Annotated in this window: 13 protein-coding genes and 1 pseudogene; 9 read left to right on the forward strand and 5 right to left on the reverse strand. The window is 28.7% G+C overall.

The features are described 5' to 3' along the window. Positions 1-19 precede the first annotated feature (19 nt). On the forward strand, positions 20-1,399 hold the full coding sequence (locus tag BPP43_RS02680) for a sodium ion-translocating decarboxylase subunit beta (protein ID WP_015274088.1): 1,380 nt from the start codon (positions 20-22) through the stop codon (positions 1,397-1,399). Positions 1,400-1,513: 114 nt separating this feature from the next. On the opposite strand, the gene BPP43_RS02685 is transcribed toward BPP43_RS02680, so the two are convergent. Beyond that, a complete protein-coding gene (locus BPP43_RS02685) occupies positions 1,514-2,548 on the reverse strand; it encodes a sugar phosphate isomerase/epimerase family protein (protein WP_013243006.1) in 1,035 nt (344 codons plus the stop codon). Beyond that, complete coding sequence (locus BPP43_RS02690) at positions 2,545-3,834, reverse strand: MFS transporter (protein ID WP_013243005.1); 1,290 nt, start codon at positions 3,832-3,834, stop codon at positions 2,545-2,547. Before BPP43_RS02690 ends, BPP43_RS02685 begins: the two co-directional genes overlap by 4 nt. Before the next feature lie 216 nt (positions 3,835-4,050). Between BPP43_RS02690 and BPP43_RS02695 the strand changes: the two genes are divergently transcribed. Both BPP43_RS02695 and BPP43_RS02700 read left to right on the forward strand, forming a co-directional pair. Continuing rightward, positions 4,051-5,085 carry a DUF1385 domain-containing protein gene (locus tag BPP43_RS02695; RefSeq protein WP_013243004.1) on the forward strand — a complete coding sequence of 345 codons (1,035 nt, stop codon included), beginning with the start codon at positions 4,051-4,053 and terminating at the stop codon, positions 5,083-5,085. Next, positions 5,076-6,197 carry a hypothetical protein gene (locus tag BPP43_RS02700; protein ID WP_013243003.1) on the forward strand — a complete coding sequence of 374 codons (1,122 nt, stop codon included), beginning with the start codon at positions 5,076-5,078 and terminating at the stop codon, positions 6,195-6,197. Before BPP43_RS02695 ends, BPP43_RS02700 begins: the two co-directional genes overlap by 10 nt. 71 nt (positions 6,198-6,268) lie before the next feature. Here BPP43_RS02700 and BPP43_RS02705 read toward each other — a convergent pair whose 3' ends face one another. Next, on the reverse strand, positions 6,269-7,741 hold the full coding sequence (locus tag BPP43_RS02705) for a 4Fe-4S dicluster domain-containing protein (protein ID WP_014935965.1): 1,473 nt from the start codon (positions 7,739-7,741) through the stop codon (positions 6,269-6,271). A 304-nt stretch (positions 7,742-8,045) separates the two neighbouring features. On the opposite strand from BPP43_RS02705, the gene ald reads away from it, so the two are divergent. Beyond that, entirely contained in the window at positions 8,046-9,155 is a 1,110-nt protein-coding gene (ald, locus tag BPP43_RS02710) for an alanine dehydrogenase (RefSeq protein ID WP_013243000.1), read from the forward strand. Between the two features lie 79 nt (positions 9,156-9,234). Here ald and BPP43_RS02715 read toward each other — a convergent pair whose 3' ends face one another. Continuing rightward, entirely contained in the window at positions 9,235-9,972 is a 738-nt protein-coding gene (locus tag BPP43_RS02715) for a hypothetical protein (protein WP_015274089.1), read from the reverse strand. A gap of 308 nt (positions 9,973-10,280) precedes the next feature. On the opposite strand from BPP43_RS02715, the gene BPP43_RS02720 reads away from it, so the two are divergent. From BPP43_RS02720 to BPP43_RS12635, 5 genes and pseudogenes are all read left to right on the forward strand, one after another. Next, positions 10,281-10,955 (forward strand): hypothetical protein, encoded by a 675-nt coding sequence (locus tag BPP43_RS02720; RefSeq protein ID WP_014933211.1) that lies wholly within the window; start codon positions 10,281-10,283, stop codon positions 10,953-10,955. A gap of 24 nt (positions 10,956-10,979) precedes the next feature. Further along, positions 10,980-11,243, forward strand: coding sequence for a magnesium transporter MgtE N-terminal domain-containing protein (locus BPP43_RS11910; protein WP_252832373.1), 264 nt, complete (start codon positions 10,980-10,982; stop codon positions 11,241-11,243). Then, positions 11,218-12,345 (forward strand): magnesium transporter, encoded by a 1,128-nt coding sequence (gene mgtE / locus BPP43_RS02725; RefSeq protein WP_252832374.1) that lies wholly within the window; start codon positions 11,218-11,220, stop codon positions 12,343-12,345. The genes BPP43_RS11910 and mgtE overlap by 26 nt, the downstream gene beginning before the upstream one ends. Before the next feature lie 69 nt (positions 12,346-12,414). After that, the gene (locus BPP43_RS02730; RefSeq protein WP_015274090.1) at positions 12,415-14,049 is read left to right on the forward strand and encodes an ankyrin repeat domain-containing protein; all 1,635 of its coding nucleotides are present in this window, start codon (positions 12,415-12,417) and stop codon (positions 14,047-14,049) included. A gap of 49 nt (positions 14,050-14,098) precedes the next feature. After that, positions 14,099-14,984 (forward strand): annotated as a pseudogene (locus BPP43_RS12635) (DMT family transporter). Here BPP43_RS12635 and fliD read toward each other — a convergent pair. After that, a complete protein-coding gene (gene fliD, locus BPP43_RS02740) occupies positions 14,981-17,188 on the reverse strand; it encodes a flagellar filament capping protein FliD (RefSeq protein WP_015274091.1) in 2,208 nt (735 codons plus the stop codon). The pseudogene BPP43_RS12635 and the gene fliD overlap by 4 nt on opposite strands. Positions 17,189-17,290: the final 102 nt, after the last annotated feature.

Here is a 17,290-nt window from a genome sequence, read left to right on the forward strand (position 1 = left end):
GTTTGAAGGAGTGAAAAGAATGAAAAAAATATTTTTAGTATTTACACTTGTCTTGATGACGGCATCTGTAGTTTTAGCACAAGAAAAAGAAGAATATAAGCCTATTGATATAAAAGAATCACTTATATCTTTAGCTAGAAATACTGCTTTTGGCGGACTTTTCCCTAGAACAGAAAAAGAAATAGCTGAAGCTCAAGCAAAAGCTGAAAAAAGCAAACAAGAAAAATATCAAACAAAACTTAATGATATTAAAGTAAAATCTGCTCCTCTATGGCAGAATCTTATAATGATTTGTGTGGGTTTGCTTTTAGTATATCTTGCTATAGCTAAAGGTTTCGAACCATTACTTCTTATCCCTATAGGTATGGGTGGAATACTTGCTAATATACCTGTCGCTAATATTGCTGCTTTGCCTATAGTAGAAGTTATTAATGGACTTCCTGTTACTATAAGCAGCGGTGGTTTTTTGGGTCAAATATATACTTTTGGTATTGAATCTGGATTATTCCCACTATTCATATTCATTGGTGTTGGTGCTATGACAGATTTTGGTCCGCTTATTGCTAACCCTAAAACTGCTTTACTTGGTGCTGCTGCTCAGATAGGTATATTTGGTACTTTACTTGGTGCTATGGTTTTATCAACTTATATACCTGTTATCAATTTCTCACTTAAAGACGCTGCTTCTATAGGTATTATTGGTGGTGCTGATGGTCCTACTGCTATATTTACAGCTTCAAGACTTTCACCTGGTTTACTTGGTGCTATTGCTGTTGCTGCTTATTCTTACATGGCTTTAGTACCTATTATTCAGCCTCCTATTATGAAATGGCTTACTACTGAAAATGAAAGAAAAATTGAAATGAAACAGTTACGCCCTGTTAGCAAAAGAGAGAAAATCATATTCCCTCTTGTAGTTATTATACTTGTTGCTTTACTTTTACCAGATGCTGCTCCTTTAATTGGTGCTTTGATGTTTGGTAACTTGATTAAAGAATCTGGTGTTACTGACAGATTATCAAAAACTGCTCAAAATGAATTAATTAACATTGTTACTATAATGTTAGGTTTATCTGTTGGAAGTAAATTAGCTGCTGATAAATTTTTACGTTTTGAGACACTTGGTATATTGGTATTAGGTTTAGTAGCATTTTCTATGGGTACTGCTGGCGGTGTTTTACTTGCTAAATTAATGAATGTATTTAGTAAAGATAAAATTAATCCTCTTATTGGTGCTGCTGGAGTATCTGCTGTTCCTATGGCTGCTAGGGTTGCTAACAAAGTTGGACAAGAATCTAACCCTCACAACTTCCTACTAATGCACGCTATGGGTCCTAATGTATCAGGAGTAATTGGTTCTGCTGTTGCTGCTGGTGTACTGCTTGCTATATTAGGTTAATAAAAATTAATACTGATTTTTTATTAATCACTGTAGTAATAAAAAATAAATAATTAATTAATATAAAAAAAGGAGAATTGCTAAGTTTAGCTTTTCTCCTTTTTTATAGTTTTATTAGTTCAAATAAGAATCTCTTATTTCTTTCAAATATTTTACAGACCTTTTTAAGCCTTCATCTTGATCTTTCAATAATCTTTCTAAATATTCATTAGATATTTCATGAGGATAATAATATTCTAATGGTTTTATCTCATTATAAGGATAAAGATGAGAATGTATTTTGAAAGCACTATCCCCTACTTTATCTACTCCTCCAATTCCAGGTGCTCTTTTAAATTGTGCACAATATGGGTGGCAAGATTCTATATTTATTCTTTTCAATGGAGATTTGTTATAAAGAATATCATATATTTTTTTGATATCCAAATTTCCTTCTCCAATAGGAACCCCACATACAACATAATTATAAACATCTTCAGGGTCTTCTATAATAATATGGTCTTTAGCATGTGTAGAAAAAGTGTATGGAGCCATATTATTAACAGCTTCAATAGGGTCTTCCCAAGCCATCATAGAGTTTCCAAAATCAAATAATAACCCTATCCAAGGACTCGATAATTTTTCTATAACCCAAACTAATTCTTTAGAGGTTTCATATTCATGATTTTCTAGAGCAATTTTTATTCTATATTTTTTCAATAGAGGTATAACTTTTTCTAGTTTTGGTATAGCTTCCTCATATATTGAAGTATCAAAATATTGACGCACTTTTGCTGGGTCATATTTTCCACCAGCTCCTGATTCTTCAGATATAATAGGGTCTTTAGTTGGAATATATGTTCTTACAACTTCTGCATCAAGTATATTAGCTACTTTTAAAACTCTTTCCAAATGCTCAAAATCTATACCTTTAGTATCAATTTCTATATATAAACCCAATTTATCACATAAATCTCTAACCTTTTTTAGATGGTTAATATCATCTGTTTCTAATGTACCCCAAGTAGGATCCAAATTATAATCTTTGATAATATTAATTTGTACTCCATCTAAACCAAGTTCTTTAGTTTTATTGATAAAATCAAATATATTCATTCTTTTGTTTTGAAAGAATAAATGATAGCTTTCAGTTTCTAAACCTAATTTCATGCTTGAACTCCTAATTTTTCTTTTTTCTTAATCATTGATAAAAGTAAACTAGATATTAATATTCCAAGTATAGAAAAACCTGCCATTATAAAAAATACTATACGATATCCTGCAAAACCAGGATTATTGTCTAATATATTTCCGTATAATGCAAAAGCAAACATTTGAGGAGAATAACCAAATATACAAGCTATAGACATAGCAGCTCCAGAAATTTCTCTAGGAACTTTTACTTCATCAATAGGAGCAAAAAATACTGCTCTCATAGAAAATATTATAGCTCCATAACTTAATGTTAAAACCATACCTATATAAGGATTAAATTTACTATGCGGTATAAATGTAAATCCTACTATAGCAATAGCTGATAAAAAGAATGCAAATCTTATGTATTTTGTAGGTGAATGAAATACTTTGTCAGATAATACTCCTCCTATAGGTCCGCCTACTATTTTTAAACCATATTGGTTAATTACACCATAAGCACCTACTAAAGCTACAGGTATACTATATATATCTTTTAAGAAAGGTATAAAATAAGTTAATCCGCAATATACAGAATATACACTAAATATAGTTAATGAAACAACCCATATCTCCAAACTTTTTATTGCTTTTATAACACCCTGTATAGCAACTTTATCTCTTGAAACTTTATTGCCGCTTTCATCTTCAAGCTTAACAACGTCATCTTCTAATAATATGTATGATAATATACCAGCTAATATTACAGCAGCAGAAAAGAATATTATACCGCCTCTTAAACCAGCTGAGCCTGAACCTAATAATGTAAACACACCTAAAGCACTATAAGCTATTATTACATCTACTATACCTCTTCCAGCTTCTAAGAAACTGAACAATCTTCCTTGCTCACTGCTATCACCTAATAACCTTACAGACTTTAATAATACAGGCCAATATATAACCTCTCCAAATAATGATAATAATCCCCAAGAAATTAATATACCATAATATGGAGGAAATGTAGACATATATAATCCAACCAAACCTACACCTATAAGACCTACAGGAATTAATATTCTCTTTGAAAATCTATCAGCAATATAGATAGAAAAGAAATTTCCTATAGTTTGAACCAATCCGTAAACAGATAATGCAAACCCTATTTGTGTGTGAGTTAAATTCATAAACTCTTGCATAGGAACATAAAATGCATCTTTTAATGATGATAATTTAAATACTGTTCCTCCACTGAAAACCAAAACACAGAATGTGAACCACTTCTTAAAACTGTTTTTTACAACTTTTTCTTCGTTTGACATTAAAATCTCCTATTTTTTATATTAAAGTTCATTTAAAGTATAGTATAATACCTTTCATATTCAATAAAAAAAATAAAAAAATAAAAAAATATTAATATAAATAATACTATTCACAATAATGATATTTTTTCTAATATACTTTACATATTTACACACTTGAAAAATAATATATTTGTTATATCATATACGAAAATATTTACTTTAGGATAATTATTGATGAATAATAAATTAGATGAAAATAGAATAAAACAAGGTGTCGGCGGGCAGGCTGTTATAGAAGGCATTATGCTTAGAAATAGAACTCATTATGTTGTAGCTGTTAGAAAACCAAATAAAAAAATAGATTTTATAAAACATAAGATAGAGGATAATAAAAATAAATTAAGCAAAATGTTCTTTTTTAGAGGAATTGTAAACTTTGTAGATATGATGAAACTAGGTTATAAGACTTTAGTTTTTTCTGCTAATACTGCAGGACTCGAAGAAGAAGAAAAAAATAAAAAAAATCTTACAAAAGAAGAAAGCAGTAAAAAAGAAAATGCAGCTATGACTTTAAGCATGTTAGTTTCTCTAGCTTTTGCTGTTGGACTTTTTATAGCATTGCCATATTTTATTACAACTCTAATAGGTATAAATGAAAAAGAAAATGTTATTTTATTTAACCTTACAAGAGGAGTTATAAAATTAGCAATATTTATTGGATATTTACTTATTATTTCTTTGTTTAGCGATGTGAGAAGAGTATTTGAATATCATGGTGCTGAACATATGGTTGTTAATGCATATGAACATGGGCTTAATCCTGATATAAATAATATAAGAGATTATACAACTATACACCCAAGATGCGGAACTACTTTTATGTTTTTAGTATTAACTGTTTCAATACTTCTTTATATGTTTACAAGCTATTTTGTATATTCTTATATTTATGCCTCATATACTCCTCCAAAAATTTTAGGTAATCTTACAGTACTTGCAATGAATATAATTTTGCTTCCTATAGTTTCTGGAATATCTTATGAATTATTAAAATTAGGTTTTATATTTTATAATTTCCCATTAATGAGACTTGCTATATTGCCTGGTCTATTACTTCAAAAAATAACTACTAAAAGACCAAAAGATGATGAATTGGAAGTTGCTTTATTTGCTTTAAATAAATTATTAGATAATTCAGTGGAAGAAAGAAGTGAAGAAGAAGTAAAGGCTGATATTGAAAAGGAAAATGAAGCTGAGTTATGCGTATAAAAAAACGTTTAATAGTAAATGATGATTATTATGAATATTCTGCAAGCTATATAAAAAAATATATTTTAATAGCTTTTATTATAATTGCTGTAATATCATCTATATATTTATTTATATATATTAATTATAATACTGTTCCTAATAAATCTTTTGCAAGAAATAATATTCCTTCTATAGAAAATAATAACATAATGAATAAAAGAGGTGTATATTACACGGGAACTTTTACTAATATTCCAAAATCTATAGATATTAATGATAATATGAGAGAATCCATTTATATGTGTTTATTTCATGATAACAATATAATATTTTGGAAATTATATAAATATGGCATGAGAAGATATTTTTCATACAATGCATTTAATATATTAGATGGAGATTCTCAAAAGTTTATTCTAAAAGAAGATAAAAAAAACTTTCTGGATTTTTATGACAACTTTATAAGAAGCCAATTTAAAAAAACAGAAGGTTCTTTTAATTTAGAAATACCTAATTTTGAAAACACAAAAATTAATTTAGAGACATCTATAGATAATTTAATTAATAGTGAAATAAGTTTTAAGTTTACAAACTTCAATGCATCTATGATAAATTGGAAGGGAAACAGAGCATTATATAATGCATTCTATTTTGGTATTCCTAAAGGATATTTAACTGTACCAGGAAGCGATAATACAATAGATGAAAGAAGTTCTATTTTAATTTTCAATACTGTAGGTCGTATTCCTTCAAGATATATGCATAATATGATAATGGCATTAGTATACTCTTCATATAGTACAAAGCCAATACCTATACTTATATATGATAGTAAACCAGAATCTCAAAACTCAAAAATCATAAAAATATTATATAGAAATAAATGGTATATATACAATAATTTTATATCTCATCAATACAAAGACAGTATAGATTTTTATTCTAAAGAATTAGGTTTTAGTTTAGTATTTAATCTCACAGGAAAAGAAAATAAAGACTCATTTGGAAGTGTTACCAAAGTAGATAATAATATATCATTAGGAATTTTAAATGGTTATATTACTATTGATGATGAGCAATTAAACATCAACGGTAATGCCATAAAAGAATCTATGCATAGCGTGTTTTAATTTTTTAGTATATAAAAAAGCACATATTATTTTTTTATAATATGTGCTTTAAATAATCAATAATATAATATTTATTCTTTATTTAATTCTTTACCAGTAGAAGCATATTTCTGTAATAAAACAGTAGCTGCTTTAGGGTTCTTAACAACACAAGGTCCTCCCACACAACCGCCGTTACAAGCCATAACCTCAACCAAATTTGGAGTATCATCAGTAACAGGAGTCTCTCCAGATTGCACTTTACCATAAGCTCTTAATTGCTTCATACCCTCTTTATCAAGACCATTAATAACTGCAGCCTTTAATTTTTCAGGGTGCTTTAATCTTATTTTAACAGCCTCAGCAACTCCACCGCTCATAGCATATTTTCTTCCAGAAGCAGTAGGAACATCTCCTATATCTAAATCAGGCTCTTTAGAAACATCAGTTCCAGTAGCTATAAATAAAGCATCAAGCTCTTCCATAGATAAACAATAATCTACTAAATCATCATCAATGCTCTCTCTTCTTTTAGCAAGACAAGGCCCTATAAATACATTAACAGCATCAGGGTCTTCAGCATGCATCATTTCAGCAGTATAATGCATAGGAGTTCTAGTTTCAGATACGCAAGGCACTAATTCAGGTACATGTTTTCTAACTGCCTTAACATAAGCAGGACAGCAAGAAGTAGTCATTAACTTATCTCCTCTCTCCATTCTCTCTTCAAATTCAGCAGCTTCTCTATCAGAAGTAACATCAGCACCCAAAGCAACTTCCCATACTTTATGGAATCCTATCTTTAATAAAGCACTTTTTAATTGTCCAGGTTTAGCATTAAATTGTGAAGCTATAGCAGGAGCATACATTACATTAACTTTTTTATCAAACTTCAAATGTTTAAGTACATCTAAAAGCTGACCCTTATCCATCATAGCACTAAAAGGACATTCCCTCATACAATTACCGCAGAATATACATTTGTGATAATCAATGACTTCTTTACCCTGCTCGTTTTTATTAATAGCACCAACAGGACAAGATTCTTCGCATGGAACAGGTATATAAATAATAGCATGATAAGGACAGTTCTTTAAACATAATCCGCAGTTAATACATTTACTGCTGTCTATATAAGCCCTTTTCTCATCTAATATAGTAATAGCATTTTTAGGACAGTTCATCATACAAGGTCTAGCTAAACAAGCCTGACAAGCATCTGTAACCATAAAATTAGCTCTAACACAAGCATTACAAGCCTCATCAAGTACAGTAAGCATAGGCCAAGTAGGTTTCTCTCTTTCTAATGCCAACTTAGCATATTCTGATAAAGGTATACCGCTATCTTCTTTACCTTCAACACTTATTCCAAGTCTTGCAATAATTCTATTTTTTATTATCTCTCTATCATGATAAATACAACATCTTATTGATTTACTGTCTCTTGGTATAATTTCCATAGGCATTCTATCAATTTCTTCTATTAATCTATCTTCTATAAAAAGCGTAGTTATTCTTACAAGAATATCTTTTTTTAATTGAGCGGCATTATTATTAATATTCATATACACTCCAATTATATATTTTTGCATAATTATAACTTAAATAAGTATTTTTTCAAGTTATAATTGCATTAATAGTACAAAATAAGTGCAAAAACGAACAAATAATAAAAAAATGATTACAAATAATATATATCACAAAATAAAAAATATCCTTAACATTAAAAGAACATTAAAACAAGCAATAAAACAAACAAATAAAGATTTAATATTTTTTATTGAACTTCTTGACAACTAATATAAAAATAACTATATTATTTATGTGCTTTTTTTAAGGCAAATTATTTTATTGTGAAAGGAGTTTTTTATGCTTATAGGCTGTCCAAAAGAAATAAAAAATCAAGAATACCGTGTTGGTTTAACACCTTCAAATGTTGCTGATTATGTTGCAAATGGACATAAAGTAATTATGGAAAATGGAGCTGGAGTTGGTTCAGGATTCACAGATGAAGAATACAAAAAAGCTGGTGCTGAGATAGCTGATAAAAAAAGAGTATTTGAAGCAGATATGATAATAAAAGTAAAAGAACCTATAGAAAGCGAATACGAATATTTTAGAGATAATCAAATACTTTATACATATTTGCATTTAGCTGCTGATAAGCCTTTAACAGATATGTTATTGAAGAAAAAAATAAAATCTATTGCTTATGAGACTATGAAAGATAATTTGAATCAATTACCTTGTTTGGCACCTATGAGTACTATTGCTGGAAGATTATCTATACAAGAGGCTGCTAAATATCTTGAAAAGAAATTTGGAGGCGAAGGAATTTTAATGGGCGGAGTTCCTGGTGTACAAAAGGCAAATGTTGTAATACTTGGAGCTGGAGTTGTAGGACTTAATGCTGCACAGATAGCTATGGGAATGGGTGCTAATGTATCTATTACAGATGTTAATCTTACAAGATTAGCTTATATAGACCAATTATTTAATATGAGAATAAATACATATTTCAGTGCTCCTTCTACTTTAGAAACTTTATTTAAAACTGCTGATGTTGTTATAGGAAGCGTATTAATACCTGGTGCAAAAGCTCCTAAACTTCTTAGAAAAGAACATTTAAAAATGATGAAAAAAGGTGCTGTTATAGTGGATGTTGCAATAGACCAAGGCGGCTGTTTTGAAACTTCAAAAGCTACTACACATGATGACCCTATATATATATTAGATGATGTTGTGCATTATTGTGTTGCTAATATGCCTGGAGCTGTACCAAGAACTTCTACAATAGCATTAACCAATGCTACAACACATTATGGCGTTATGTTAGCAAATCAAGGTTTAGAAGAAATTTGTAAAACTAATAATACTCTTCTTACAGGACTAAACACTTATGATGGAAAATGTACTTTCAAAGGTGTTGCTGATGCATTTGGTATAGAATATGTTGAGCCTCTAAAAGCATTAAAATAAATATATAAAAATAAATTATAAAAAAAGCAGGGAATAAAAAATTCTCTGCTTTTTATTTATTTAAATCTTAAATATAATATTAGAAAAGTAAACTTATCTCTAACCCTATTTTATTCTCATATCCAAAATAACTAGAAGCTCCTCTAGGCTTTCCAAATCCATATTTCAAAGCCACAGTAAATCTATAGAACTCTATACCTACCCCAACATTAACATATCCATGCCAAGGCTCTTTTATAAGTCCTAGCCTATCTTTTTTATCAAGTATAGCTCCGCCATTTATACCAGCTATAAAATTAATAATATCTTTATAAATAGGTAGTCTATAATCCAATCCAGTATGCACTCTAAAAAGCTGAGGACTATTTCCTACAGCATTATAAGATAATTCTGCTCCTAAATACACAGTAAAGTTTTTTATATAATAGTATGCAGCAAGCGAAGCAAACTCATAACTGCTTCCGCTTCTAATCTTATAATCCCCTTTAAATCCATCAACTAAATGCGTAGATTGATGATATACAGGAATAAACCTTATCTTCATGTTAATACCAGCTATATTTTGAAGCCATAAATCTGTAAACAAAGCAAACTGCCCAGAAAAATCATAAACATCAAATAATCCGCTGCTTCTTCCTAATATAGAAATATCCATTCCTGCTCCCATACCTACAGAAAAATATTGATTTCTATAAAACATTATTTCACTAGCAAGTCTTCCTTCTATATAAATAGAAACAGATTTAAAATCCCAATCAGCATTGCTATCCATAGCCATTAAGTTTTTAGTAACATCAAAATTTTTAGCAAAAAGCAATCTTCCAATAAAAGCCCTAGGGTCCTGCCAGCCAACATAGTACTTATCAACATCATAAATACGAAAAGGGTTAGTAAAACTATAATCATTGGATACTGAATCTTGAGAATATAATAAAAAAGAAAAGTTAAAAAAAGTATTGTAATAATATATATTCTTTTCATGGTAAAAACTAACATTAATTTATTTTCTCACTATTCTATTATAAACTAGTATTTTTAACAAGTTTTTTAATAATAAAAAATTGACATTATATAGTTTTATTATATAGTAATATATACGCCAATTTCTTATTGAGAGAGTGTTTTATGAAAAAATTATTCGTATTATTTTGTGCAATATTTCTACTAACTTCAACAGCATTTGCAAGACATGGCGGAGGAGCTGCTTTATTTGTACCTCTTACTGGAAGCTTTGGTTTTACAGATATAAGAAATTCTGACGGTAAAAAAATTGATACATTAAAATCTTCTGGAGCTTTTGATTTTGGAGTACTGCTTCAGCCAGGATATTTTTATGATTTCTCCGGACTAATTGGTGTAGATGTACTCGCTGATATTGGATATTATAGAAGCTCTTACAACTTTAGAGATACTGCTAATAATGGAAACCTTGTTTCATATAATTTTGACACTTTAAATCTTGGAGGAATGGCAAGAGTATCTATTTTATTTTTATCTCTAGGAATAGGTTCTGGAGTAAAATTACCGCTTCAGGCAAATATACAAAATGCAAATAATAAAATTACTTACAACTATGATAAAATTAAAGAAAACTTTTATAATGCATATATACCATATATAAAATTCACAATAGATTTTAGATATTACTTAAATAGTTTTTCAGCATTGGCAGCTGGACTATATTTTAATTATGATTTTAATATAAATCAAAAAATACCAAACTATTCAAGATATAATATATCTTCATTTGATTTTGGTTTTCAAGTTGGTCTTTATTTAGTTGGTTCTAGCGACTATTAATTAATAATAATTGGAAAAGTAAATATGCTAAAAGAATTATTATTGCCTGAAATAGAAGACCTAATAGAACAAAATCAGTGGGAAGATATTAGTGAAATACTATCTCTCTGGCAGGAAGCAGAAACTGCAGATTTAATTACTTCTATAAAAAAAAATGAAGATAAAATAAATATATTTAAAACTCTTCCAAAAGAATATTCTATAAAAGTTTTTCCAGAATTAGTTTCTATAGATCAAGAGCATATTATAGAAAGTATGACTGATGATGAAAAAAAAAGAATTACTTGAGAATATTAGTCCAGATGACAGAACTTCATTTTTAGAATCTATAGATGAAGAAATGTCTAAAAATATATTAAAATTACTTGGAAGTGAAGATAGAGAAATTGCTTCTTTACTGTTGTCATATCCAGAAGGAAGTATCGGACGTATGATGACGCCGGAATACATAAGCATAAAACCTGATTGGACAGTTGAAGAAGCTTTTGAATATGTTAGAAGCAATATAGAAGATGCTGAAACTTATACTACAATATATGTATTAGATAATAAAAGAACTTTAATAGGCTCTATTGCTTTAAGACAATTATTTTTTAGCGGACAAAAAATGCTTATAGGAGATATAGTTAATAATTGTCCGTATATATTAGCATATGAAGATAAAGAAAATGCAATAGAAATTATAAAAAAATATAATCTCCATTCATTGGCAGTTATAGACAATAAACATTCTATGGTTGGAATTGTAACTGTAGATGATATATTAGACATTGCTGAAGAAGAATATACAGAAGATTTCCACAAGATGGCAGGTATTACTTCCGATGACAATCAATTTGATGATAATCTAAAAATTACTCCAATATTTACAATGTATAAAAAAAGAATATTATGGCTTTTAGCTTTAGTATTTGTTAATTTATTTTCAGGCGGAGTTATAAGCATATTTCAAAACACATTACAGAAGCATATAGTATTAGTTGCCTTCCTCCCTCTATTGATAGGAAGCGGTGGTAATGCTGGAAGTCAATCTGCAACTTTAGTTATACGTTCTCTTGCTATAGGAGATGTTGTATTAAAGGATTGGGTATATTTACTTTCAAAAGAAGTATTGGTTTCTTCTATATTAGGATTAAGTATGGCATTGGGAGCTAGTATACTTGGTGTTATAAGAGGAGGATTTGAAATAGCTGTAATAGTTAGCATATCTATGTTTAGCATAGTTTTTATTGGAAGTATTATTGGCTTAACTTTACCTTTCATATTAACTAAATGCAAATTAGACCCTGCTATAAGCGGTGCTCCTGTATTAACTTCTATATGCGATATTGCTGGTGCGGGGATATATTGTTCTATAGCTACTATAGTTTTTTATATATTAGCTAAATAAAAAATATTAATTTGATGTTTTTATAATATATTATATAATATAATGAAATAATAAAAGGTATATTCATTTATGATGAGAGAAATAGAAATAGAATTACATGAAGCTTCAGCTAATAATGATATTCTTGCTTTAGAAATTTTATTAAAAAATAAAGATATAAATATTAATTTAGAAAATGTATTAGGACTTACTCCTTTAATGCATGCTGCTAAATTTGGTTATGCAAAAATAGTAGAAATGCTTATAAAAGCAGGTGCTGATATAAATAAAGCAGACAAATTATTTATAACTCCTTTAATGAGTGCAGCTGCTAATGGTCATTATGATGTAGTAAAACTCCTTATAGAAAATAAGGCTGATGTTAACAAAAAAGATGTTAACAATACAACAGCTTTGCATTATGCTTCTTCTGCTAATTATACTGATATAATAAAATTATTAGTAGAAAATAAAGCTGATATCAATGCTAAAACAGATTTGCATATCACTCCAATTATGTATTCTTGCCAACTTTCAAATTATGAAGCTGTAAAATTTTTAGTTGATAATGGTGCTAAACTTGATGAATGCGACATATATGAAGAGAATGTACTGCATTATGCAATATCTAGCGGAAATATAGAAATAGTAGAATATATATTAAATAAACAAGACCTAGAAATACCAAGATACGCTTTAACAATAGCTTCTATTAGCGGAAATTTATCACTTGTTCATTATATACATTCAAAATTAAAAGACGATAGAAAAGAGAATATATTTTCTAGTGCTTTTATATCTGCAGCACATAATGGGCATTTAGATATTGTTAGGTATTTTTTTGATACTTCTAAAAAAGATGCTCCTAAAGCCATAGCTCTTGCCTCTTCTGGCGGGCATAAAAATGTGGTTGAATATTTACTTATGAACGGCATATCACCTAATGGAATATCTGATGATGGAAAATCTGCTTTAATATATGCTATAGAAACTTCTAATAAAGATATTATAGAACTTTTAATTAAGTATAATGTTGATATTAATATGCCTGATGATGATGATATAACTCCTTTAATGTATGCTGCTAGTGTGGGAGATATTGAAATAGTAAAAAAACTTTTGGATAATAAAGCTAGTATTAAATTAGTAGATAATTTAGGCAGAAATGCACTTACTCATGCTGCTATGAGCGGTAATATAACAATTATTGAACTTTTATTAGATAATGGATTAACTTTAAAAAATAAAAAAGAAAATATTAGCCTTTTAATGTGGGCTGTAATATATGATAATTTAAAATCTGTTAAGTATTTAATACAAAAGGGAATGGATATAAAAGAAAAAGATAAAAACGGTTGGAATCCTTTTATGTTTGCCTGTGCAAAGGGATATATGGATATTATTGAATATACATTAAAAATATACCCTAATATATTGGCAGAAAAAAGTAAAAATAATGAGACAGCATTAATAATAGCTGCTGATAATGAAAAAATAGAAGTAGTTGATTATTTGCTTTCTAAAGGTGCTTGTATTAAAGAAAAGAACTCTCAATGCCGTACTGCTTTAGAGATTGCTATAATAAAAAATAACTTTGAAATATGCGAATTAATTATAAACTTTTATAAAATCAATTATGCAAATTATAATTTTCAAGAAGAGTATAATCTAGCAAAAGAAAAAGGAAATAAAAAAATAATAGATTTTATTCAAAGTAAATTATAAATAAATATTTTTTAATCACAAATCACAAAAATAATATATTAGGACTTTTATGATAGATAAAAATAATAAAGAAAAATTAGGAAGTATTGGACTTTTTTTAACTGCATTAATATGGGGATATAGTTTTGTTGCTGTAAAAGTTGTTGTAAATGAACTGGCACCTTTTTATCTTGTGGGATTTAGAAACTTTATAGGCGGAATATTTTTATTTTTAATATTTTTTAAAATTACAAAAACTATCACTAAAAGAGATATTTTATTAACACTCCCTATCGGCATAACTTTATTTTTTGGTTTTTGGCTTCAGACTATTAGTGCTCAATTTATAACAGCATCAAAAATAGCATTCTTTACTGGAGCCTATGTTATATTGGTGCCTTTTTTTTACTTGGATAGTATATAAAAAGAAACCTCATGCAGCAGCATTTATCGCAGCACTTATAACATTAATAGGTTTATATTTGCTTACATCAGTAGACGGCATAAAAAATATAAAAGTTGGAGATTTGTTTGCAATATTATGTGCTGTAGCCTTTGCTATTCACTTGGTATTAATAGATGCTGTAATATCAAAAGTTAATGGTATAAAAATGGCTTCTTTACAATTATTGATTGCAGGAAGCATATCATTAATACTAGGTTTTATAACTAGAACACCTTTAAATATTTCAGCTCTTTCTAATGAAACTATATATTCATTTTTGTATTTAGCAATAGGAGCTACTGCAATGGCTTATTTGCTTCAAACTGTTTCACAAAAATATGTATCTCCTCATAAAACTGGTATAATATTAAGTTTAGAATCTTTTTTAGGAGCTTTATGCGGTATTATATTTATGCAAGATGCTATTAATCTAAAAACAATTTTAGGAGGCTTATTTATAATATCAGCAATATTTATATGCGAAATAGGAAGCAATATTAAAAAAAGTTAATTGCCGCCATTATTTTGGTTTTGCATAGACTCAAGTCTTTTTCTCTCACGTTCAGCCTGTTGTAATTCTGACTGCATTCTATAATAAGAAGCTAATCTCTGCTGTCTATATTCTTCTATTCTATCTCTTTCAGCATCCATACGTTTTTTATTATCATCAAGACGGCTTTTGGTCATAGCAATACTATTTTCAACTATTCCCCTAGTCTGTGAATAAGGAGTTACAAAATCATTCATAGCATAAGCAACTCCAGTGTCTGGTATATCATCTCCTGAAGTATCATTAGCAAACAGCTCTTCTATACCGTCCATCTGAGTTTCTATCTTATTCATAAACTTCTCTTCATCTATCTGTAAATATCCCTTTTTAACTACAGACCAATCCTCACCAGCATTACCCCTATTAATACCAATTTGGTCTAATAAAGCTAACTCTTCACCATATTCTGTTTCATAAGAAGCAGCTATAATAGATTTCATTCTTTGTGATATATTATTAACTAATGTATTACCGCTAAATACACCAATATAATATAATTTTTTTCTTAAAGCAGTATCAGTAAGTTCAGGGTCAAAAGTAACTCCCAATGTATTTGCCAAATCTATCATATCAGTTCTGTTCATAGTCTCTAAACTATCCATTACATCTTTATTTAAAGGTGTATGAGTAGTGTCATTAAGCAAATCTATAACATCATTATAAGCACTCACAAAATTAACTATAGCATCTACTACGCCCTCTTTATCCACTTCTATTGTAGTAGCAAATGCTTCTGGTGTAGGTTTTAAAGCTGTGATATTAAGACCATCTACAACATCTTTAAACTCATTGCTTTCACTAAGTATATCTATACCATCAACAGAGGCTCTAGCATCAGTTGCCTCAGATATTAAATAGTTTGGAGCATCTTCTTCTCTGCCCATATCCTCAACTAATAAATCCTTATAAAAAATATTATATCCTTCATTTTTATTTATAAGAACTACCTGAGTAATAACATCGCCCTCTTCAAATTGACTTCCTATAGGTATATTTAATCTCTGCCAACTAGAACTAATTGTAGGCAAGGCAAAGAATTTTTCAACCTCATCTCCTGCTTTATTAATATATTTAACTCCTATTATCTCAGAATTAAATCCTGTAGCATCTATTGCCTGAGGCGCTTCAGCTTCAACATCTTTTTTAGCAGCCCTCTCTGCTTCAAGTGCTTCTTTATATTTCTTTATATCCTCAAATGTTCTAGAACTATCAGCAGGTGATAATCCTTCACCATAAAGCTCAACATCTTTATATATTACACTATCTATTTTGTTGAAAGTAAGTCCTGTATCTGGTATAGATAAATCAACAGTAGGAGGCATTATAGGAGCTTCTTCTTCAACATCATCTAAAGTGTCAGATGCTCTTGCTGTAATTGAAATAGTAATGTTTTCATTAGCTTCAGCCTCTCTATGCAAAGGCATTGATAATTTATTTACACCCTTCAATACAATAAAATCATTCTTTATCATATAATTTGTAGTTAAATTATCAGATTCATCTTTCCATTTATTTATTAGACTTTCATTAAATATATGACCTAAATATCTATAAGGTCTTCTTGTAAACATGTTAAGTTGTTTTAATATACCCGCATCATCGCTTACAACTTCTACTATATTTTTAGAACCTGTTTTAACTAAATCTATAGTGAGAACTTGAAGATTTTTTGACTTTTGCGTAATTGTTGTTTTTATTTTTTTGCCGAATGCTTTTTCTAAAGTTTTTTGCAAATTAACTAAACTACCGCCTGCAAAATCTATAGTATATTCATCTTCTGCTATTTTTAATTTAATAACACCAGCAGGAAGAGTATCATTCATATTATATGCTTTTGAAGAGAATTTTTGGCTATTTGCTAATTCTTTAATCTCTATATCATAAGTAGTTGTGCTTGCAAGTCTGTTAGCAGATACAGTAAAATAATCTGGAACTCCCTCCCCTTTACCAATATAATTTTTAAAAGGAGAACGGAAACCATATAATTCTTTAGATGTAGTAGTTAATATATTTAGTCTGTTTTTTAAATCTTCATAAGCAGATATTTCTCTCTGATAGCTCTTAGCATTATCAGAAAGATTTGAAAGAGTAAGACTTCTTTTATTAACTTCAGCATCTACTGCATTTTGATAAACATCTTGAAGAAAAGCATCACTAGTAGCCATATATAAAATTCCCCTAATTTTTACATATATAATTAAAAACTTAAATACATATAATATGTAAAATATATATGTTCTTATTTAAATATATAAAATATTTCGGTA

This window comes from Brachyspira pilosicoli P43/6/78, assembly GCF_000325665.1.
GTDB lineage: Bacteria > Spirochaetota > Brachyspiria > Brachyspirales > Brachyspiraceae > Brachyspira > Brachyspira pilosicoli.